The sequence below is a fragment of the Pseudomonas sp. NY15364 genome (genome assembly GCF_048068235.1).
GTDB lineage: Bacteria > Pseudomonadota > Gammaproteobacteria > Pseudomonadales > Pseudomonadaceae > Aquipseudomonas > Aquipseudomonas mendocina_D.
Map to the genome: position 1 here is coordinate 1 of NZ_JBLUPX010000031.1, position 19,564 is coordinate 19,564.

The window sequence follows — 19,564 nt, forward strand, 5'->3', positions numbered from 1 at the left end:
TTGTTGCCGATCTTCACCTTGGATATAGCCCATAAACGACAATGCCCCTATCGACCGATAGAGGCATTGTCTTCACCTTGCACTCAGACTGCTAGGTTTTCACACAGTCTGGCATGCCGGCTTTTTCATGGGCTCGACTCACAAACCGAGCAGTTGGCGCAAGCCTTCACGCAGCGGCGTCTGCTGCGGCATGCGGTAATGAGCTTGCAACCGCGCATTGTCGGCCCGCGAATGACGAATATCGCCAGCACGCGCCGGCAAGTGGGTCACAGGCGGCAGACCGCCGCACAGCGCGCCGATCTCAGCCAGCAATTGGTTAAGACTTACCGCCTGACTCCACCCCACGTTGACCGGATCACTCACCACCTGATCGTTGAGCAGCGCCTGCATCAACAGCACAACCAGATCACCGACATAGAAGAAATCTCGGGTCTGTTCGCCGTCGCCGAAGACGCTGATCGGCAGCCCCTGCTGCGCACGCTGGGTAAAGATGCTGATCACCCCGGAGTACGGCGAGGACGGGTCCTGGCGCGGGCCGAAGATATTGAAGAAACGAAACACCGCCGGTTCCAGACCATGCTGACGACGGTAGAAGTCCAGATAGTGTTCGCCGGACAGCTTGTCGGACGCGTAAGGCGTCAGCGGCGCCTTGGCAGTGGCTTCGTCGATTGCCACGCCCTCGCCATTGTTGCCGTAAATAGCCGCGCTGGAGGCATAGACCACACGTCGCACACCATGCTGACGCATGGCCTCGCAAACATTCAGGGTACCGATGAAGTTGCTCTGGTGCGTGGACACGGGGTCATCCACCGAGGCCTGCACCGACGCCACCGCTGCCAGATGCGCTACCCCTGCACAACCGGCGACCGCCTGCGCGACCACTTCGGCATCAGCGACATCGCCCTCAATGAAGCGCAAGCGCGGATTGTCCAGCGGCAGGTTGCTGCGCTTGCCCATGGACAGATTGTCCAGCACGCGCACTTCGTGGCCAGCGGCCAGCAAGGCGTCGACCAGGTTGGAACCGATAAAACCCGCACCACCCGTTACGAGAAATTCAGCCATGGCGATAGTAACGATCCAGTAAGCTCGGCAGACCAGAGCGCCAGGCGCGCGGTTTGATGCCGAAGGTGTGAAGAATCTTCTTGCAGGCCAGCACGGCGTGTTGCGGTTCATCGGCTGCATCCGGGCGAGCAGCGTGCGCCTGCGGCGCGACGTCCTCGACCAGGTTGCTGCGATAATGACGCGCCTCGCTCAGCACCGCCTGCCCCAGACTCAGCGATGTGCTGGTCTCGTGACCACCGTAATGATAGGTGCCCCACAGCGGCGACTCGCAATCGAGTTGCTTGAGCACGGCCAGAATCACCCGTGCAGCATCGTCCACTGGCGTCGGGTTGCCGCGCCGGTCATCGGCGAGATAAAGGGCATCGTCGCGCTCGGCACGTACTAGAAAGCGCCCCAGCAGCCCTTCACGACTGTCATCGAGCAGCCAGCCAAAGCGCAGCAGCACATGACGCGGACAGATCGCCCGCACGCTCTGCTCCAGACGCCACAGCGCCTGACCGCGCAGTCCGAGCGGGATCGGCTCTTCCTTCTCGCTGTAGGCCGTGATTCGCGAACCATCGAAAACCCGATAGCTGGACGGCTGCAGCAAGACGATGGAGTGGTGCTGACACAGCTCGGCCAGACGCTCCACGGCGCGCTCCTGCGTCTGCAGGCGCGACTCGGCCACCGACTCGGCCTGAAACCAGTCGAAGTAGTAAGCCAGGTTGATCAGTGCATCCGGGCGGGTGTCGTCGAGCAGCTCAGTCAGGCTGGCGGCATCCCAACCGTCTTCCGGCGGACGAGGCGCGAGGAAGCCGATGTCTTCCTCGGCACCAAGACGGATCAGCGCTTGCCCCAGGGCACTACCGCCGCCCAGCAGCATCAGGCGCATTCGCATAGGCTAGAGCCCGATCAGATCAGAACGGGATATCGTCATCGAAGCTGTCGTAGTCAGGCGCTGGCTGGGCCTGCTGCGGAGCAGGACGTTCCTGACGCGGAGCCTGCTGTTGCTCACGCTGCGGAGCCGGACGCGATTGACGCGGTGCGCCGCCCTCATCACCGCTCGGACGACCGCCCAGCAGCTGCATGGTGCCCTGCATGTCGACGATGATCTCGGTGGTGTAACGCTTGATGCCGTCCTTTTCCCACTCGCGGGTCTGCAGCTTGCCTTCGATGTACACCTGCGAACCCTTGCGCAGGTATTCGCCGGCGATCTCGGCGACCTTGCCGAACAGGGCAACGCGGTGCCATTCGGTCTTCTCGACCTTCTGCCCGGTCTGCTTGTCGGTCCACTGCTCGCTGGTGGCCAGGCTCAGGTTGGTTACCGCGTTGCCGCTGGGCAGGTAGCGTGTTTCCGGGTCCTGGCCGCAGGTGCCGACCAGAATGACTTTGTTAACCCCACGGGCCATAACGTTCTCCTAGACTCGGCACGCCGCTGGCGCCGATGTGATCAGGCTTTCCAGCGTCGTGCGATCCACTTGTTGGGTATCGACTTTGATATAGATGGCCGCTTCGTCGACCACCACCACGGCGTCCGCCACTCCCGGCGTCGCCTTGAGGCGTTCGACCAGTCCGACATCGGTCAGTGCCGCGGCATCGAGCGGCAGGCGCAAACTGGTCACGTACGGCGGTTCGCGCATAGTAACAGCAATAGCCAGCCAAATTGCACAGAGCGCTGCGCAGCCGATGAAGACACCGCCCAGGCCAACGTGCTGATACAGCCAGCCGCCAAGAATGCCGCCCAATGCCGCGCCGAGGAACTGACTGGTGGAATACACCCCCATCGCCGTGCCCTTGCCGCCAGCTGGCGCCACCTTGCTGACCAGCGACGGCAGCGAGGCTTCGAGCAGGTTAAAGGCGGTGAAGAACACCACGATGCCCAGTACCAGCGCACGCAAACTGCTGCCGAAGAAGGCGAAGTAAAGCTCGCAGACCAGCAATACGCTGACGGCACCGAGCAGCACACGCTTCATCTGGCGTTTTTTCTCGCCATAAATGATGAAAGGCACCATGCCGAAGAAACCAATCAACAGCGCGGTGAGATACACCCACCAGTGCTCCTCCTTGACCAACCCGCCCTGCTCCACCAGCGCCAGCGGCAGGGCAACGAAACTGGCCATGAGCACCGCATGCAAGGCCAGGATGGCGAAGTCCAGACGCAACAGGTCGACGTGTTTGAGCGTCGGCCACAGCGCCTGCGCCGCCACGCCGGACTCGCGATGCTGCAGCGGACCGGCGTCTTTCGGCACGATGCCGGCGACGATAAGAATGCCGAGCAACGCCATCGCCCCGGTGGCCCAGAACAGCCCGGACAGGCCAAAAGCGCGAGTCAGCAGCGGGCCAATGACCATGGCCACGGCGAACGACAGGCCAATGCTCATGCCGATCATGGCCATGGCCTTGGTGCGATGTTGCTCGCGAGTCAGGTCCGACAACAGTGCCATCACCGCCGCGGAGATCGCGCCTGCGCCCTGTAGCACGCGTCCGGCGACAACGCCCCAGATCGAATCGGCATTGGCCGCCAGCACGCTGCCAGCAGCGAAGATCAGCAACCCGACGTAGATCACCGGGCGTCGGCCAATACGATCACTGAGCATGCCGAAGGGAATTTGCAGCACAGCCTGGGTCAAACCATAGGCACCGATGGCCAGGCCGATGAGCGCGGGCGTACTGCCTGCCAGATCCATGCCGTAGGTGGCCAGCACCGGCAGCACCATGAACATGCCCAGCATACGAAACGCGAACACCATAGCCAGGCCGCCGGCCGCGCGGGTCTCGCTACTACTCATGCGCTCGCTGTGCGAATCGTGCATCGAATAAACCCTGAGGAAATCAGCCCGCGATTCTAGCAGCCGCCATCGTTTCGGCACAGGCGCACACTTTGCCGCAGGGCAGCAGCAAGCCCTATACTCGACCGTTTTCCGCCCGCCCAGCGAGGCCCGTTGTAAGTGGACAAGATTCTGATTCGTGGGGCTCGCACCCACAACCTGAAGAACATCGACCTGACCCTGCCGCGTGACAAGCTGATCGTGATCACCGGCCTGTCCGGTTCCGGCAAGTCTTCCCTGGCCTTCGACACGCTGTACGCCGAAGGCCAGCGCCGTTATGTCGAATCGCTGTCGGCTTACGCCCGGCAGTTTCTGTCGATGATGGAAAAGCCCGATGTCGACACCATCGAAGGCCTGTCGCCGGCGATTTCCATCGAGCAGAAGTCCACCTCGCACAACCCGCGCTCGACCGTCGGCACCATCACCGAAATCTACGACTACCTGCGCCTGCTGTATGCCCGCGCCGGTATTCCGCGCTGCCCGGACCATGACGTGCCGCTCGAAGCGCAGACCGTCAGCCAGATGGTCGATCAGGTGCTGGCCCTGCCTGAAGGCCGCAAGTTGATGCTGCTGGCCCCCGTCGTGCGCGAGCGCAAGGGCGAGCACCTGTCGGTGTTCGAGGAGCTGCGCGCGCAGGGCTTCGTCCGCGCCCGGGTCAACGGCAAGCTGCATGAGCTGGACGAGCTGCCCAAGCTGGATAAACAGAAGAAGCATTCCATAGACGTGGTGGTGGATCGCTTCAAGGTGCGCGAGGACCTGCAGCAGCGCCTGGCCGAATCCTTCGAGACCGCCCTCGGCCTGGCCGACGGCATCGCCCTGATCGCGCCCATGGACGATGAAGAAGGCGAAGAAATCATCTTCTCTGCGCGCTTCGCCTGCCCGCATTGCGGTCACTCGATCAGCGAGCTGGAACCCAAGCTGTTCTCCTTCAATAACCCGGCCGGCGCCTGCCCGACCTGCGACGGCCTGGGCGTGAAGCAGTTCTTCGACGCCAAGCGTCTGGTCAACGGCGAGCTGACCCTGGCCGAAGGCGCCATCCGCGGCTGGGACCGACGCAACGTCTACTACTTCCAGATGCTCGGCTCGCTCTCCAGTCACTATGGCTTCAGCCTGGAGGAGCCGTTCGACGAACTGGCCGCCGAACACCAGAAGGTGATCCTGTTCGGCAGCGGTACGCAGAGCGTCGACTTCAAGTACCTCAACGACCGCGGCGATATCGTCAAGCGCTCGCACCCCTTCGAGGGCATCATTCCCAATCTCGAACGCCGCTACCGCGAGACCGAGTCGAACAGCGTGCGCGAGGAGCTGGCCAAGTTCCTCAGCACCCAGCCCTGCCCAGATTGCCGCGGCACGCGTCTGCGTCGCGAGGCGCGCCACGTCTGGGTCGGCGAGAAGACCCTGCCGGCCGTGACCGGCCTACCGGTGGGCGATGCCTGCGATTACTTCGGTGATCTGCACCTGACCGGCCGCCGCGGCGAGATCGCCGAGAAGATCCTCAAGGAAATCCGCGAGCGCCTGCAGTTCCTGGTCAACGTCGGTCTCGACTATTTGACCCTCGATCGCAGCGCCGACACCCTGTCCGGCGGCGAAGCGCAGCGCATCCGCCTGGCCAGCCAGATCGGCGCCGGTCTGGTGGGCGTCATGTACATCCTCGACGAACCTTCCATCGGCCTGCACCAGCGCGACAACGAGCGCCTGCTGGCCACCCTCACCCACCTGCGCAACCTCGGCAACACGGTGATCGTGGTCGAGCACGACGAGGACGCCATCCGCCTGGCCGACTACGTGGTGGATATCGGTCCTGGTGCGGGCGTGCACGGCGGGCGGATCGTCTCGCAAGGCACCCCCGACCAGGTGATGGCCGACCCCGAGTCGCTGACCGGCAGCTACCTGTCCGGGCGCAAGAAGATCCAGTACCCGGCCACCCGCACTCCACGCGACAAGAAAAAATCGCTGAAGCTCAAGGGTGCGCGCGGCAACAACCTGCGCAAGGTCGACCTGGAGATTCCGGTCGGTCTGCTCACCTGCGTCACCGGCGTGTCCGGCTCGGGCAAGTCGACGCTGATCAACAACACCCTATTCCCCATCACCGCCACCGCGCTCAACGGTGCCACCAGCCTGGAAGCGGCGCCCTACGACGCGTTCGACGGCCTGCAGCACCTGGACAAGGTGGTGGATATCGACCAGAGCCCGATCGGCCGCACCCCGCGCTCCAACCCGGCCACCTATACCGGACTGTTCACGCCGATCCGCGAGCTGTTCGCCGGCGTGCCGGAGTCGCGTTCGCGCGGTTATGGCCCGGGGCGCTTCAGCTTCAACGTCAAGGGCGGGCGCTGCGAGGCCTGCCAGGGCGACGGCGTGATCAAGGTGGAAATGCACTTCCTGCCGGACATCTATGTGCCGTGCGACGTGTGCAAGGGCAAGCGCTACAACCGCGAAACCCTGGAAGTGAAGTACAAGGGCAAGAGCATCACCGAAGTGCTGGACATGACCATCGAGGATGCCCGCACCTTCTTCGACGCCGTACCGGCCATCGCCCGCAAGCTGCAGACGCTGATGGACGTGGGCCTGTCCTACATCAAGCTCGGTCAGTCGGCGACCACCCTCTCCGGTGGCGAGGCCCAGCGGGTCAAGCTGAGCCGCGAGCTGAGCAAGCGCGACACTGGCAAGACCCTGTACATCCTCGACGAGCCGACCACCGGCCTGCATTTTGCCGATATCCAGCAACTGCTCGACGTGCTCCATCGCCTGCGCGACCACGGCAATACAGTGGTGGTGATCGAGCACAACCTGGACGTGATCAAGACTGCCGACTGGATCGTCGACCTCGGCCCCGAGGGCGGCTCCAAGGGCGGCATGATCATCGCCACCGGCACACCGGAAGAGGTGGCCGCCAACCCGGCCTCACATACCGGGCACTTCCTCAAGCCGCTGCTGGAACGCGACCGCGCCTGAAACGAAAGAGCCCCGCACATGCGGGGCTCTTCCTTTGGCAAGTCAGCTTACATCTGGCTTTGCAGGTACTTCTCCAGCCCCAGCTTGTCGATTAGCTGCAGCTGAATCTCCAGCCAATAGGCGTGGTCTTCCTCGGTATCCTTGAGCTGTGCCAGGAGGATGTCGCGAGTCTGGTAATCCTGATGCTTCTCGCACAGTTCGATACCCTTGCTCAGGGCCGCGCGCACTTCGTACTCCAGCGCCAGATCCAGCTTCAGCGCCTCAGGCACGGTCTGCCCGAAGGAGAAGGCGTTGGGCACCATATCCGGCACACCCTCGAGGAAGATGATGCGCTTGAGCAGCGCGTCGGCGTGCTGGGTTTCCTCTTCCATCTCGTGGTTGATGCGCTCGTAGAGCTTGCTGAAACCCCAGTCCTCATACAGCCGCGAATGGATGAAATACTGGTCACGAGCGGCCAGCTCACCTTTGAGCAGATGCTTGAGATAGTCGACGACTTCGGTATGGCCTTTCATGCCGGGCATTCCTTGTAGCATTCATGAACAAGTGGCAATGCTCCGCCTGACGCGGGGTTCGGTCAAGCAAAAGCACAACGCCTCCGCGAGGGAGGCGTTGCGTTACCGCTCAGTGAAGCGTCAGGCCAGATCGAAACGATCCAGGTTCATCACCTTGGTCCAGGCCGCGACGAAGTCCTTGATGAACTTCTGCTGGCCGCCGTCCTGGGCATACACCTCGGCATAGGCGCGCAGCAGCGAGTTGGAACCGAACACCAGGTCGGCACGGCTGGCCGTGTACTTCTTCGCCCCGGTCTTGCGCTCCAGCACATCGAAGCCCTCGCCACTGGGTTTCCACTCCAGGTCCATGCTCAGCACATTGACGAAGAAGTCATTGCTCAGCACGCCCACCTTGTCGGTGAACACACCCCGCAGGCTGCCATCCCAGTTGGCGCCCAGCAAACGCAGGCCACCGAGCAGCGCGGTCATCTCCGGCGCGGTCAGCGTCAGCTGCTGAGCCTTGTCGATCAGCAGCACCTCGTCGCCGATATCGACACCATCTGCCTTCCAGTTACGGAAGCCATCGGCCGGGCCACGCAGGTATTCAACGCTGTGCACGTCGGTCTGCTCCTGCGAGGCATCGACGCGACCAGCGGCGAACGGCACCTCGATCGACGTACCGGCAGCACTGGCGGCCTGCTCGACGCCGAGATTACCGGCCAAGACGATCAGGTCGGCCAGAGACAGGCGAGTCGAAGCCTGGATGCCCTCGATCTTGGCCAGCGCGGCAACCGCGATCTTGTTCACCGCCCAGCCGCGCTGCGGTTGCAGCGCCAGGCGCGCACCGTTGGCACCGCCGCGCTTGTCGCCGCCCCGGAAGGTGGCCGCCGAGGCCCAAGCCAGGGAAACCAGTTCGGATACGCTCAGGCCCAGCGCCGCGATCTTCGCTTTGGCATCGGCGATGTCGGCAGCGGACGGCAGCGGGCCGGCTGGCGGCAGCGGGTCTTGCCAGATCAGGTCTTCCTTCGGCACCTCCGGGCCGAGGTAACGAGCCTTCGGCCCCATGTCGCGGTGGGTCAGCTTGAACCAGGCGCGGGCAAAGGCTTCGCTGAACGCCTGCGGGTCGTTGAGGAAACGCCGCGAGATTTTCTCGAAGGCCGGATCGAAACGCAGGGTCAGGTCGGTGGTGAGCATGGTCGGCTTGTGCTTGACCGCCGGATCGAAAGGATCGGGGATGATCTCCGGGGCATCCTTGGCCACCCACTGGATCGCGCCGGCCGGCGACCTGACTTGCTCCCATTCGTACTGGAACAGGTTCTCGAAGAAGTAATTGCTCCACTGGGTCGGCGTTTGCGTCCAGGTGACTTCGATCCCCGAGGTGATGGCGTCCTTACCCTTGCCACTGCCATAGCCGCTGAACCAGCCCAGGCCCTGCTGCTCGATGGGAGCGGCTTCCGGGTCGGCGCCGATCTTGTCGCCCGGCACCGCGCCGTGCGTCTTGCCCAGGGTGTGGCCCCCGGCGATCAGGGCGACGATTTCCTCGTCGTCCATCGCCATGTTGCCGAAGGTGGCACGGATGAACGGCGCCGCCGACAGCGGATCGCCACTGGCTTCCGGGCCTTCCGGGTTGACGTAGATCAGGCCCATTTCGGTGGCCGACAGCGGGCTGTCTTTCAACGCCTCGCTACGACGGTGCTTGAGCCATTCCTTTTCCGTGCCCCAGTTGACGTCGTTATCCGGCTCCCAGGTGTCCGCGCGCCCGGCAGCGAAGCCGAAGGTACGGAAACCCGAAGACTCCAGGGCAACGTTGCCGGCCAGCATGAACAGGTCGGCCCAGCTGATCTTCTGTCCATACTTCTGCTTCACCGGCCACAGCAGGCGACGAGCCTTGTCCAGGTTGGCGTTGTCCGGCCAGGCGCCCAGCGGCGCAAAACGCTGCTGACCACGACCCGCACCCCCCCGGCCATCGACCAGACGGTACGTGCCGGCGCCATGCCAGGCCATGCGGATGAACAGACCGACGTAGCTGCCCCAGTCGGCCGGCCACCAGTCCTGCGAATCGGTGAGTACCTTGCGGATGTCGCCCTTGAGGGCGGAATAGTCGATCTTCTTAAATTCTTCGGCGTAGTTGAATGTCTCGCCCAGCGGGTTGGAGCGCTCGGAATGCTGGTTCAGTAGATCCACACGCAACTGATTCGGCCACCAATCCAGATTGGTCGTCCCCTGGCCTGCGACATGAAACGGGCATTTACCTGTGTTCGACATGCTTCTCTCCTTCTCCTCATCGTGTCGGTTCCAACGGCTGTGGCCGACAATGAAAGGAGAGTAGTCCTGCACTTACGAAAGAACCAATATATGAAACACAACGACAAGATAGTCATTTTCTTTCGATAGACGCCCGGACGCGTCCAAACCGAGCACCACCGCAACAGGAGAAAAGCCAGGATATTTCCGCCGCAAAAACAAACGCCCCAACACTGTTGGGGCGTTTGTCGTTGCCTTGGCCCGAACTGGCTGCTTGACGCAGGCCGGCTCGGCGTAGGGAACAGAGACTTACTCGGCAGCTTCTACCGAACCGCCGACCGGACGGTCGACCAGTTCAACATAAGCCATCGGAGCATTGTCACCAGCGCGGAAACCGCACTTGAGGATGCGCAGGTAGCCGCCGTTACGGGTGGCGTAGCGCTTGCCCAGGTCGTTGAACAGCTTGCCAACGATAGCTTTCGAACGAGTACGGTCGAAAGCCAGACGACGGTTGGCAACGCTGTCTTCCTTGGCCAGGGTGATCAGCGGCTCGGCAACGCGACGCAGTTCCTTGGCTTTCGGCAGTGTAGTTTTGATCAGCTCGTGCTCGAACAGCGAGACCGCCATGTTCTGGAACATGGCCTTGCGGTGAGCGCTGGTGCGGCTGAGGTGACGGCCACTTTTACGATGACGCATGGTTCAATTCCTTACCAAACTTGTTCGTTCGGTGATGATGACGATCAGGCAGTGGCCTTATCGTCTTTCTTCAGACTTGCCGGCGGCCAGTTGTCGAGGCGCATACCGAGGGACAGACCGCGAGAAGCCAGAACATCCTTGATTTCGGTCAGGGATTTCTTGCCCAGGTTCGGGGTTTTGAGCAGCTCTACTTCAGTGCGCTGAATCAGATCACCGATGTAGTAGATGTTCTCTGCCTTGAGGCAGTTGGCCGAACGTACGGTCAGTTCCAGGTCATCGACAGGACGCAGCAGGATCGGATCGATCTCGTCCTCCTGCTCGACCACCACAGGCTCACTGTCACCTTTGAGGTCGACGAACGCGGCCAACTGCTGCTGCAGAATGGTCGCGGCACGACGGATAGCCTCTTCAGGGTCCAGAGTACCGTTGGTTTCCAGGTCGATAACCAGTTTGTCCAGGTTGGTGCGCTGCTCGACACGGGCGTTTTCCACCACGTAAGCAACCCGACGCACAGGGCTGAACGAAGCATCCAGCTGCAAGCGACCAATGCTGCGGCTTTCATCTTCGTCGCTCTGACGCGCGTCAGCCGGCTCATAGCCGCGACCACGAGCTACGGTGAGCTTCATGTTCAGCGCGCCATTGGAGGCCAGGTTGGCGATTACGTGGTCGCCATTGACGATTTCGACATCGTGATCCAGCTGAATATCGGCAGCGGTAACTACGCCCGGGCCCTTTTTAGCCAGAGTCAGGGTCACTTCGTCACGGCCGTGCAGCTTGATAGCCAGACCTTTCAGGTTGAGCAGGATCTCGATGACATCTTCCTGCACACCTTCGATCGCGGAGTACTCATGGAGTACGCCATCGATCTCGGCCTCGACTACTGCACAGCCAGGCATGGAGGACAACAGGATGCGACGCAGCGCGTTGCCCAGGGTATGGCCAAAGCCACGCTCGAGAGGCTCGAGGGTGATCTTGGCGCGGGTCGAACTGACCTCCTGCACATCGATGTGACGGGGGGTCAGGAACTCATTTACCGAAATCTGCATGGATGCACCTATTTTCTAGCCCTTACTTGGAGTAGAGCTCGACAATCAGGCTCTCGTTGATGTCAGCGGACAGATCGCCACGAGCCGGTACGTTCTTGAACACACCAGACTTCTTCTCGGCGTCTACTTCTACCCACTCAACACGGCCACGTTGGGCGCAGAGCTCGAGAGCCTGAGCGATGCGCAGCTGATTGCGCGATTTCTCGCGAACAGCAACGACGTCGCCAGCCTTAACTTGGTAGGACGGTACGTTTACGGTCTGACCGTTGACGCTGATCGCTTTGTGCGAAACCAGCTGACGGGACTCGGCACGAGTAGCGCCAAAACCCATACGGTAAACCACGTTGTCCAGACGGCACTCCAGCAGTTGCAGCAGATTCTCGCCGGTGGCGCCTTTCTGGCTGGCAGCTTGCTTGTAGTAACCGCTGAATTGACGCTCCAGTACGCCGTAGATACGACGAACTTTTTGCTTCTCACGCAGCTGGGTGCCGTAGTCGGACTGACGGCCACGGCGCTGGCCGTGGATACCCGGAGCTGCTTCGATGTTGCACTTAGATTCAAGCGCGCGAACACCACTCTTCAGGAAGAGATCGGTGCCTTCACGACGAGACAGTTTGCATTTGGGACCAATGTAACGAGCCATTTCTCACTGTCTCCTGATTACACGCGACGCTTCTTCGGCGGACGGCACCCGTTGTGCGGGATTGGCGTCACGTCGGTGATGCTGGCGATTTTGTAGCCGCAGGCGTTCAGAGCACGCACGGCGGATTCGCGACCCGGACCTGGACCTTTGACGTTGACGTCGAGGTTCTTCAGACCGTATTCCAGTGCAGCCTGACCAGCACGCTCAGCGGCGATCTGGGCAGCAAATGGAGTGGACTTACGCGAGCCGCGGAAACCCGAACCACCGGAGGTAGCCCAGGACAGGGCGTTACCCTGACGGTCGGTAATGGTCACGATAGTGTTGTTGAAAGACGCATGGATGTGGGCGATGCCATCAACCACTGTCTTTTTGACTTTTTTACGAGTACGAGCAGCAGGTTTTGCCATGACTAAATTCCTGTCGATTCGCGAATGCGATTACTTGCGGATCGGCTTACGCGGGCCCTTACGGGTGCGAGCGTTGGTCTTGGTACGCTGACCGCGAACCGGCAGACCTTTACGATGACGCAGGCCGCGGTAGCAGCCCAGATCCATCAAGCGCTTGATCTTCATATTCACTTCACGACGCAGGTCGCCTTCGGTATTCACCTTGGCTACTTCGCCACGCAGCTGTTCGATCTGCTCGTCAGTCAGATCCTTGATTTTCGCAGCCGGATTTACACCGGTAGCGGCACAGATTTTCTGTGCAGTGGTGCGACCAACACCAAAGATGTAGGTCAGCGAGATAACAGTGTGCTTGTTATCCGGAATGTTAACGCCTGCAATACGGGCCATTCAGTGGAACTCCAATTGACAGCTACCTACGCCCCGGAAGCCAAGAAATAGGGCGCGAGATATTAACGCTGTAATAACAAATAATCAACCCGGCAGCGCACTAGCTGCCGGGCTTATCACGCGTGGTTCACACTCAGCCTTGGCGCTGCTTGTGACGCGGCTCTGCGCTGCAGATCACCCGCACGACACCTTCGCGACGGATAATTTTGCAGTTACGGCACAGCTTTTTCACCGATGCACGAACTTTCATTACCAACTCCTCGAACCTTACGGGTGGATCAGCGGAGCATGCCGCTGCCATAGCCCTTCAGGTTGGCTTTCTTCATCAGGGAATCGTACTGGTGAGACACGAGGTGCGATTGCACTTGGGACATGAAGTCCATCACAACCACGACCACGATCAGCAACGAGGTCCCGCCAAGGTAGAACGGAACGTTGGCTGCAACCACCAGGAACTGGGGCAGCAGGCACACGGCCGTCATGTACAGAGCACCGAACATGGTCAAGCGAGTCAGAACGCCATCGATATAGCGCGCAGACTGCTCGCCCGGACGGATGCCCGGAATAAAGGCACCGGACTTCTTCAGGTTTTCCGCTACGTCTTTCGGGTTGAACATCAGCGCTGTATAGAAGAAGCAGAAGAAAATGATCCCTGCACTAAACAGCAAAATGTTCAACGGCTGACCAGGAGCGATAGCCTGCGAAATGTCCTGCAGCCAGCCCAAACCCTCGGACTGACCAAACCAGGCACCCAGCGAGGCCGGGAACAGCAGAAGGCTGCTAGCGAAGATGGCCGGGATTACGCCCGCCATGTTCACCTTCAACGGCAAGTGGCTGGTCTGCGCAGCAAAGACCTTGCGACCCTGCTGACGCTTGGCGTAGTGCACCGCAATGCGACGCTGACCACGCTCGATGAACACCACAAAACCGATGATCGCTACTGCCAACAGGCCGATGGCGATCAGAGCGAAGATGTTGATATCGCCCTGGCGAGCAGACTCGAAAGACTGCCCGATTGCCGACGGCAGACCGGCTACGATGCCCGCAAAAATCAGCATCGAGATACCGTTACCGACACCGCGCTCAGTGATCTGCTCGCCCAGCCACATCATGAACATCGCGCCCGCCACGAAAGTGGTGACCGCCACGAAGTGGAAGCCGAAATCGCCCGAGAACGCAACGCCCTGGCTAGCCAGACCAGCGGACATACCGATGGCCTGAACGAACGCCAGGACGAGAGTGCCGTAGCGGGTGTACTGGCTGATCTTGCGACGGCCAGCTTCACCTTCCTTCTTCAACTGCTCCAGCTGCGGGCTGACGGCGGTCATCAGCTGCATGATGATCGATGCCGAGATGTACGGCATGATCCCCAGTGCAAAGATGCTCATCCGCTCCAGCGCGCCGCCGGAAAACATGTTGAACAAGCTAAGAATGGTCCCCTCATTCTGTCGAAACAGATCGGCCAGACGGTCAGGGTTTATACCGGGAACTGGGATATGCGCGCCGATTCGATAGACGATGATCGCCATGAACAGAAAACGCAGACGAGCCCAGAGTTCGGACAACCCGCCACCAGCCAGAGCAGAGAGAGCACCTTGCTTAGCCATTTATTCCTCGAACTTACCGCCAGCTGCTTCGATAGCCGCACGCGCACCTTTGGTGGCAGCGATACCTTTCAGGGTGACCGCACGGGTAACCTCACCGGACAGCATGACTTTCACACGCTGCACGTGCTGGCCAACCAGATTGGCATCCTTCAGAGCCTGCAGAGTTACAACACCCTCTACCTTGTTCAGCTCGGAGGTACGCACTTCGGCGCGATCCATAGCCTTCAGGGAGACGAAGCCGAACTTCGGCAGACGGCGGTGCAGCGGCTGCTGACCACCCTCGAAGCCCGGAGCGATGGAGCCACCGGAGCGGGAGGTCTGACCTTTGTGGCCACGGCCACCAGTCTTACCCAGACCGCTACCGATGCCACGGCCCGGACGGTGCTTCTCGCGACGGGCACCCGGCGCGGAACGCAGATCGTTCAGTTGCATGATTAACCCTCCACCTTCAGCAGGTAGTAAGCCTTGTTGATCATGCCGCGGTTTTCCGGAGTATCCAGAACCTCTACGGTGTGACCGATGCGACGCAGGCCCAGGCCCTTGACGCAAGCTTTGTGATTGGCCAGACGGCCATTGGTGCTCTTGATCAGAGTCACTTTGACGGTATTAGCCATGGTTAGAGAATCTCCTCGACGCTCTTGCCACGCTTGGCTGCAACGGATGCTGGAGACTGCATGGTCTTCAGACCCTTGAAGGTGGCATGAACCACGTTCACCGGGTTGGTCGAGCCGTAGCACTTGGCCAGAACGTTCTGCACACCAGCCACTTCCAGAACGGCACGCATGGCGCCGCCGGCGATGATACCGGTACCTTCGGACGCCGGCTGCATGTACACCTTGGAGGCGCCATGAGCGGACTTGATCGGGTACTGCAGAGTGGTGCCGTTCAGATCAACTTGGATCATGTTACGACGAGCAGCTTCCATCGCTTTCTGGATAGCAGCTGGAACTTCGCGGGATTTGCCACGGCCGAAACCGACGCGACCCTTACCATCACCCACCACGGTCAGCGCGGTGAAAGTGAAGATACGGCCACCCTTTACGGTCTTGGCAACGCGGTTAACCTGAACCAGCTTCTCGATGTAGCCTTCGTCGCGCTTTTGGTCGTTATTTGCCATAACTTAGAACTCCAGCCCGCCTTCACGAGCAGCATCAGCCAGCGCCTTCACGCGGCCGTGGTACTTGAAGCCAGAACGGTCGAATGCCACCTGGGTCACACCAGCGGCTTTCGCACGCTCAGCAACCAGCGCACCAACTTTCTTGGCTGCGTCGACGTTGCCGGTGGCGCCATCACGCAGTGCTTTGTCCAAGGTAGAGGCGCTGGCCAGAACCTTGCTGCCGTCGGCCGAGATGACCTGGGCGTAGATGTGCTGCGAAGAGCGGTGCACGCACAGACGCACGGCTTCGAGCTCGTGCATTTTCAGGCGTGCTTTGCGAGCGCGACGCAGACGAGTAACTTTTTTGTCGGTCATTTTTCAGCCCCTTACTTCTTCTTGGCTTCTTTACGACGGACAACTTCATCCGCGTAACGAACGCCTTTGCCCTTGTAGGGCTCAGGACGACGGAAGTCACGGATTTCCGCAGCCACCTGACCCACCAGTTGCTTGTCGATACCCTTGATCAGGATTTCGGTCTGGTTCGGGGTTTCAGCCACGACGCCTTCCGGCAGTTCGTAGTCGATCGGGTGGGAGAAGCCCAGTGCGAGGTTCAGCACCTGGCCCTTGGCTTGAGCTTTGTAGCCCACGCCGACCAGCTGCAGCTTACGCTCGAAGCCTTGGCTGACACCGATGACCATGTTGTTCACCAGGGCGCGAGTAGTACCGGCCATAGCGCGGTTCTGCTGGTCGCCATTACGAGCGGCGAAACGCAGTTCGCTACCTTCCTGGATCACTTCAACGGACGAGTGAACATTCAGTTCCAGAGCGCCCTTGGCACCCTTGACCGAGAGCTGCTGACCGGCGAGTTTGATCTCGACACCAGCTGGCAGCACTACGGGGTTCTTAGCAACGCGAGACATGCTTATCCCCCCTTAGAACACGGTGCAGAGCACTTCGCCGCCGACACCGGCAGCGCGCGCAGCGCGATCCGTCATCACACCTTTGTTGGTGGAGACGATGGAAACACCGAGACCGCCGCGAACCTTCGGCAGGTCATCGACGGATTTGTACTGACGAAGGCCAGGACGGCTCACGCGCTTGACTTCCTCGATGACCGGACGGCCTTCGAAGTACTTCAGCTCGATGGACAGTTGTGGCTTGGCTTCACCATTGACTTCATAACCCGCAATGTAACCTTCGTCTTTGAGAACTTTGGCTACGGCTACCTTCAGAGTGGAAGAAGGCATGCTTACGACGGACTTTTCAGCCATCTGGGCATTACGGATACGAGTTAGCATGTCCGCTAACGGGTCCTGCATACTCATGGGCTAGACGCTCCTGATACAAAAAGAACAGCCCGAGGGCTGTGGGATCATCCAAAAGCTCGGCATGGAAACGCCAGGCTCAGGAGAGCCGGACATTCTAGAGACCGATCAAAAATGAAGCAAGCCCCAAAAGGGGCTTGATTCATTATTCTGCTGGTAGTCTTGCGAGCTAGAGCCAGGCAAGGCGCAAGGAGGTGAGGATGCGGAGTTTACTGTAGTAAATGAGCAATCCGAACCTACTTGCAACGCGGCATGGCCGACGCGCAGCAGACCGCCATAAAGACAAAGCCGGCACTAGGCCGGCTTCGCTTTTTTACTACGCCTTACCAGCTGGCTTTCACCAGGCCTGGTACGTCACCGCGCATGGCGGCTTCGCGCAGCTTGTTACGCGACAGACCGAACTTGCGATAAACGCCGTGCGGACGGCCGGTGATGCGGCAACGGTTACGCAGGCGCGAAGCGCTGGCGTCACGTGGTTGCTTCTGCAGAGCGACCTGGGCTTCCCAACGCGCTTCCGGACTGGTGTTCGGATTAGCGATGGTAGCTTTCAGCTCGGCACGCTTCTTGGCGTACTTGGCAACCGTTTGCTGACGCTTCAGCTCGCGGTTCTTCATGCTTGTCTTGGCCATTGTCCAGGACTCCGATCAGTTGCGGAACGGGAAGTTGAAAGCACGCAGCAGAGCGCGGCCTTCATCATCGTTACGGGCAGTGGTAGTCAGGGTGATGTCCAGACCACGCAGCGCATCGATTTTGTCGTAATCGATTTCCGGGAAGATGATCTGCTCTTTCACGCCCATGCTGTAGTTGCCACGGCCATCGAAGGACTTGGCATTCAGGCCGCGGAAGTCACGCACACGCGGCAGGGAGATGGACAGCAGACGATCCAGGAACTCGTACATACGCTCGCGACGCAGAGTGACCTTGACGCCAATCGGCCAACCTTCACGAACCTTGAAACCAGCGATCGACTTGCGGGCATGAGTCACAACGACTTTCTGACCGGTGATCTTCTCGAGGTCGGCAACAGCGTTCTCGATGACTTTCTTGTCACCGATCGCTTCGCCCAGGCCCATGTTCAGGGTGATCTTGGTGATGCGCGGAACTTCCATCACGTTGGCCAGCTTCAGTTCTTCCTTCAGCTTGGGCGCGATTTCCTTCCGGTAAATCTCTTTCAGTCGTGCCATGGTATTTACCTACGGATTCTCAAGCGCCAACCGGCTTCTGGGTGGACTTGAAGACACGAATTTTCTTGCCGTCTTCGGTCTTGAAGCCAACGCGGTCAGCCTTGTTGGTTTCAGAGTTGAAGATGGCAACGTTGGAAGCGTGCAGAGGCGCTTCTTTCTCGACGATACCGCCTTGAACGCCCGACATCGGGTTCGGCTTGGTATGACGCTTCACCAGGTTGATACCACCGACGACCAGACGGTCGTCAGCGAGAACCTTGAGCACCTTACCGCGCTTACCTTTGTCTTTACCGGCGATCACGATGATCTCGTCGTCACGACGAATCTTTTGCATGTCGGATCTCCTTAAAGCACTTCAGGGGCGAGCGAGACGATCTTCATGAACTTCTCGGAACGCAGTTCACGGGTCACTGGCCCGAAGATACGGGTACCGATCGGCTCTTGCTTGTTGTTCAGCAGAACAGCAGCGTTGCCGTCGAAGCGGATGATCGAACCGTCGGCACGGCGAACGCCGTGACGGGTACGAACGACCACTGCGGTCATGACCTGACCTTTCTTCACTTTGCCGCGCGGAATTGCTTCCTTAACGGTGACCTTGATGATGTCGCCGATGCCGGCGTAGCGACGATGCGAGCCGCCCAGCACCTTGATGCACATAACGCGACGTGCACCACTGTTGTCAGCCACATCGAGCATGGATTGAGTCTGAATCATAAAATTTCTCCGACCCCTAGCCCTTAGACTTCAACGGCGCGTTCAACGACTTCAACCAGAGCCCAGGACTTGGTCTTGGACTGCGGACGGGTTTCACGGATGGAAACCTTGTCGCCGATCTTGCACTGGTTGGTTTCGTCGTGAGCGTGCAGTTTGGTCGAACGCTTGACGTATTTACCGTAGATCGGGTGCTTAACGCGGCGCTCGATCAGAACGGTGATGGTCTTGTCCATCTTGTCGCTGACAACACGGCCGGTCAGCGTACGGACTGTTTTTTCAACTTCGGCCATGATCACTTACCTGCCTGCTGGCTGAGGACAGTCTTGACGCGAGCGATGTCGCGCTTCACTTGCGAGAGCAGGTGAGACTGCCCCAGCTGGCCAGTCGCCTTCTGCATACGCAGATTGAACTGGTCGCGCAGCAGCCCGAGCAGTTGCTCGTTCAGCTGTTGTGCGCTTTTTTCACGAAGTTCGGTCGCTTTCATCACATCACCGTCCGCTTAACAAAGGTGGTGGCGAGCGGCAGCTTTGCAGCAGCCAGGGCGAATGCCTCGCGCGCCAGCTCTTCGGATACGCCTTCGATCTCGTACAGGACCTTGCCTGGCTGGATCTGGGCTACCCAGTATTCAACGCCACCCTTACCTTTACCCATACGCACTTCAAGAGGCTTCTTGGTAACCGGCTTGTCCGGGAAGACGCGGATCCAGATCTTGCCGCCACGCTTAACGTGACGAGTCAGAGCACGACGAGCGGACTCGATCTGACGAGCGGTGAGACGACCGCGGGCGACAGACTTCAGCGCGAATTCGCCGAAGCTGACCTTGCTACCGCGCTGAGCCAGACCACGGTTGTGGCCGGTCATCTGCTTGCGGAACTTCGTACGCTTTGGTTGCAACATGAT

Annotated in this window: 27 protein-coding genes; 1 reads left to right on the forward strand and 26 read right to left on the reverse strand. The window is 60.1% G+C overall.

All coding sequences use genetic code 11. The annotated features are described in order from the left end of the window. Nucleotides 1-138: 138 nt before the first annotated feature. From ACNFCJ_RS19905 to ACNFCJ_RS19920, 4 genes are read right to left on the reverse strand one after another with little or no spacing between them, the layout of a single operon-like run. Nucleotides 139-1,062, reverse strand: coding sequence for an NAD-dependent epimerase/dehydratase family protein (locus ACNFCJ_RS19905; protein WP_416773203.1), 924 nt, complete (start codon nucleotides 1,060-1,062; stop codon nucleotides 139-141). Continuing rightward, nucleotides 1,055-1,939, reverse strand: a complete 885-nt coding sequence (locus ACNFCJ_RS19910; RefSeq protein ID WP_099526276.1) for a sugar nucleotide-binding protein — start codon at nucleotides 1,937-1,939, stop codon at nucleotides 1,055-1,057. The genes ACNFCJ_RS19905 and ACNFCJ_RS19910 overlap by 8 nt, the downstream gene beginning before the upstream one ends. Nucleotides 1,940-1,958: 19 nt before the next feature. Next, on the reverse strand, nucleotides 1,959-2,450 hold the full coding sequence (locus ACNFCJ_RS19915) for a single-stranded DNA-binding protein (protein ID WP_036999696.1): 492 nt from the start codon (nucleotides 2,448-2,450) through the stop codon (nucleotides 1,959-1,961). Nucleotides 2,451-2,459: 9 nt separating this feature from the next. Continuing rightward, nucleotides 2,460-3,854, reverse strand: coding sequence for an MFS transporter (locus tag ACNFCJ_RS19920; protein WP_416773206.1), 1,395 nt, complete (start codon nucleotides 3,852-3,854; stop codon nucleotides 2,460-2,462). Nucleotides 3,855-3,989: 135 nt separating this feature from the next. Between ACNFCJ_RS19920 and uvrA the strand changes: the two genes are divergently transcribed. Continuing rightward, nucleotides 3,990-6,824 carry an excinuclease ABC subunit UvrA gene (gene uvrA, locus ACNFCJ_RS19925; RefSeq protein ID WP_416773208.1) on the forward strand — a complete coding sequence of 945 codons (2,835 nt, stop codon included), beginning with the start codon at nucleotides 3,990-3,992 and terminating at the stop codon, nucleotides 6,822-6,824. Between the two features lie 47 nt (nucleotides 6,825-6,871). Here uvrA and bfr read toward each other — a convergent pair whose 3' ends face one another. The 22 genes from bfr to rplP form a co-directional block, all read right to left on the reverse strand. Beyond that, a complete protein-coding gene (gene bfr / locus ACNFCJ_RS19930; protein WP_074858054.1) occupies nucleotides 6,872-7,336 on the reverse strand; it encodes a bacterioferritin in 465 nt (154 codons plus the stop codon). A gap of 120 nt (nucleotides 7,337-7,456) precedes the next feature. Then, nucleotides 7,457-9,580 carry a catalase/peroxidase HPI gene (katG, locus tag ACNFCJ_RS19935; RefSeq protein ID WP_416773210.1) on the reverse strand — a complete coding sequence of 708 codons (2,124 nt, stop codon included), beginning with the start codon at nucleotides 9,578-9,580 and terminating at the stop codon, nucleotides 7,457-7,459. Between the two features lie 288 nt (nucleotides 9,581-9,868). Then, nucleotides 9,869-10,255, reverse strand: coding sequence for a 50S ribosomal protein L17 (gene rplQ / locus ACNFCJ_RS19940; protein ID WP_003243945.1), 387 nt, complete (start codon nucleotides 10,253-10,255; stop codon nucleotides 9,869-9,871). Nucleotides 10,256-10,299: 44 nt separating this feature from the next. Beyond that, nucleotides 10,300-11,301, reverse strand: a complete 1,002-nt coding sequence (locus ACNFCJ_RS19945; protein WP_099526271.1) for a DNA-directed RNA polymerase subunit alpha — start codon at nucleotides 11,299-11,301, stop codon at nucleotides 10,300-10,302. Nucleotides 11,302-11,323: 22 nt separating this feature from the next. After that, nucleotides 11,324-11,944 carry a 30S ribosomal protein S4 gene (gene rpsD, locus ACNFCJ_RS19950; RefSeq protein WP_017675608.1) on the reverse strand — a complete coding sequence of 207 codons (621 nt, stop codon included), beginning with the start codon at nucleotides 11,942-11,944 and terminating at the stop codon, nucleotides 11,324-11,326. A 17-nt stretch (nucleotides 11,945-11,961) separates the two neighbouring features. Beyond that, nucleotides 11,962-12,351 (reverse strand): 30S ribosomal protein S11, encoded by a 390-nt coding sequence (gene rpsK / locus ACNFCJ_RS19955; RefSeq protein ID WP_003243933.1) that lies wholly within the window; start codon nucleotides 12,349-12,351, stop codon nucleotides 11,962-11,964. Between the two features lie 30 nt (nucleotides 12,352-12,381). Continuing rightward, nucleotides 12,382-12,738, reverse strand: a complete 357-nt coding sequence (rpsM, locus tag ACNFCJ_RS19960; protein ID WP_003463275.1) for a 30S ribosomal protein S13 — start codon at nucleotides 12,736-12,738, stop codon at nucleotides 12,382-12,384. 133 nt (nucleotides 12,739-12,871) lie between these two features. Then, the gene (gene rpmJ, locus ACNFCJ_RS19965; RefSeq protein WP_002555468.1) at nucleotides 12,872-12,988 is read right to left on the reverse strand and encodes a 50S ribosomal protein L36; all 117 of its coding nucleotides are present in this window, start codon (nucleotides 12,986-12,988) and stop codon (nucleotides 12,872-12,874) included. A 28-nt stretch (nucleotides 12,989-13,016) separates the two neighbouring features. Next, entirely contained in the window at nucleotides 13,017-14,345 is a 1,329-nt protein-coding gene (secY, locus tag ACNFCJ_RS19970; RefSeq protein ID WP_099526269.1) for a preprotein translocase subunit SecY, read from the reverse strand. Beyond that, nucleotides 14,346-14,777 carry a 50S ribosomal protein L15 gene (rplO, locus tag ACNFCJ_RS19975; RefSeq protein ID WP_143504848.1) on the reverse strand — a complete coding sequence of 144 codons (432 nt, stop codon included), beginning with the start codon at nucleotides 14,775-14,777 and terminating at the stop codon, nucleotides 14,346-14,348. 2 nt (nucleotides 14,778-14,779) lie between these two features. After that, nucleotides 14,780-14,959 carry a 50S ribosomal protein L30 gene (gene rpmD / locus ACNFCJ_RS19980; RefSeq protein WP_003243922.1) on the reverse strand — a complete coding sequence of 60 codons (180 nt, stop codon included), beginning with the start codon at nucleotides 14,957-14,959 and terminating at the stop codon, nucleotides 14,780-14,782. 2 nt (nucleotides 14,960-14,961) lie between these two features. Then, nucleotides 14,962-15,462: a 30S ribosomal protein S5 gene (rpsE, locus tag ACNFCJ_RS19985; protein WP_416773215.1), complete on the reverse strand. Its 501-nt coding sequence runs from the start codon at nucleotides 15,460-15,462 to the stop codon at nucleotides 14,962-14,964. Nucleotides 15,463-15,465: 3 nt separating this feature from the next. After that, entirely contained in the window at nucleotides 15,466-15,816 is a 351-nt protein-coding gene (rplR, locus tag ACNFCJ_RS19990; protein ID WP_416773217.1) for a 50S ribosomal protein L18, read from the reverse strand. An 11-nt stretch (nucleotides 15,817-15,827) separates the two neighbouring features. Further along, a complete protein-coding gene (gene rplF, locus ACNFCJ_RS19995; protein WP_017675613.1) occupies nucleotides 15,828-16,361 on the reverse strand; it encodes a 50S ribosomal protein L6 in 534 nt (177 codons plus the stop codon). Between the two features lie 12 nt (nucleotides 16,362-16,373). Continuing rightward, nucleotides 16,374-16,766, reverse strand: a complete 393-nt coding sequence (gene rpsH / locus ACNFCJ_RS20000) for a 30S ribosomal protein S8 (RefSeq protein ID WP_003243915.1) — start codon at nucleotides 16,764-16,766, stop codon at nucleotides 16,374-16,376. A gap of 323 nt (nucleotides 16,767-17,089) precedes the next feature. Then, nucleotides 17,090-17,395, reverse strand: coding sequence for a 30S ribosomal protein S14 (rpsN, locus tag ACNFCJ_RS20005; RefSeq protein ID WP_003463288.1), 306 nt, complete (start codon nucleotides 17,393-17,395; stop codon nucleotides 17,090-17,092). A gap of 15 nt (nucleotides 17,396-17,410) precedes the next feature. Further along, nucleotides 17,411-17,950, reverse strand: coding sequence for a 50S ribosomal protein L5 (gene rplE, locus ACNFCJ_RS20010; RefSeq protein WP_003243911.1), 540 nt, complete (start codon nucleotides 17,948-17,950; stop codon nucleotides 17,411-17,413). A 19-nt stretch (nucleotides 17,951-17,969) separates the two neighbouring features. After that, nucleotides 17,970-18,284 carry a 50S ribosomal protein L24 gene (rplX, locus tag ACNFCJ_RS20015; protein WP_017675615.1) on the reverse strand — a complete coding sequence of 105 codons (315 nt, stop codon included), beginning with the start codon at nucleotides 18,282-18,284 and terminating at the stop codon, nucleotides 17,970-17,972. Nucleotides 18,285-18,295: 11 nt separating this feature from the next. Then, nucleotides 18,296-18,664 (reverse strand): 50S ribosomal protein L14, encoded by a 369-nt coding sequence (rplN, locus tag ACNFCJ_RS20020; protein WP_003243907.1) that lies wholly within the window; start codon nucleotides 18,662-18,664, stop codon nucleotides 18,296-18,298. 23 nt (nucleotides 18,665-18,687) lie between these two features. Continuing rightward, on the reverse strand, nucleotides 18,688-18,954 hold the full coding sequence (gene rpsQ / locus ACNFCJ_RS20025; protein ID WP_061240715.1) for a 30S ribosomal protein S17: 267 nt from the start codon (nucleotides 18,952-18,954) through the stop codon (nucleotides 18,688-18,690). Nucleotides 18,955-18,956: 2 nt separating this feature from the next. Next, nucleotides 18,957-19,148, reverse strand: a complete 192-nt coding sequence (gene rpmC / locus ACNFCJ_RS20030; protein WP_159973767.1) for a 50S ribosomal protein L29 — start codon at nucleotides 19,146-19,148, stop codon at nucleotides 18,957-18,959. Further along, nucleotides 19,148-19,561, reverse strand: coding sequence for a 50S ribosomal protein L16 (gene rplP, locus ACNFCJ_RS20035; protein ID WP_003243901.1), 414 nt, complete (start codon nucleotides 19,559-19,561; stop codon nucleotides 19,148-19,150). Before rplP ends, rpmC begins: the two co-directional genes overlap by 1 nt. Nucleotides 19,562-19,564 lie beyond the last annotated feature (3 nt).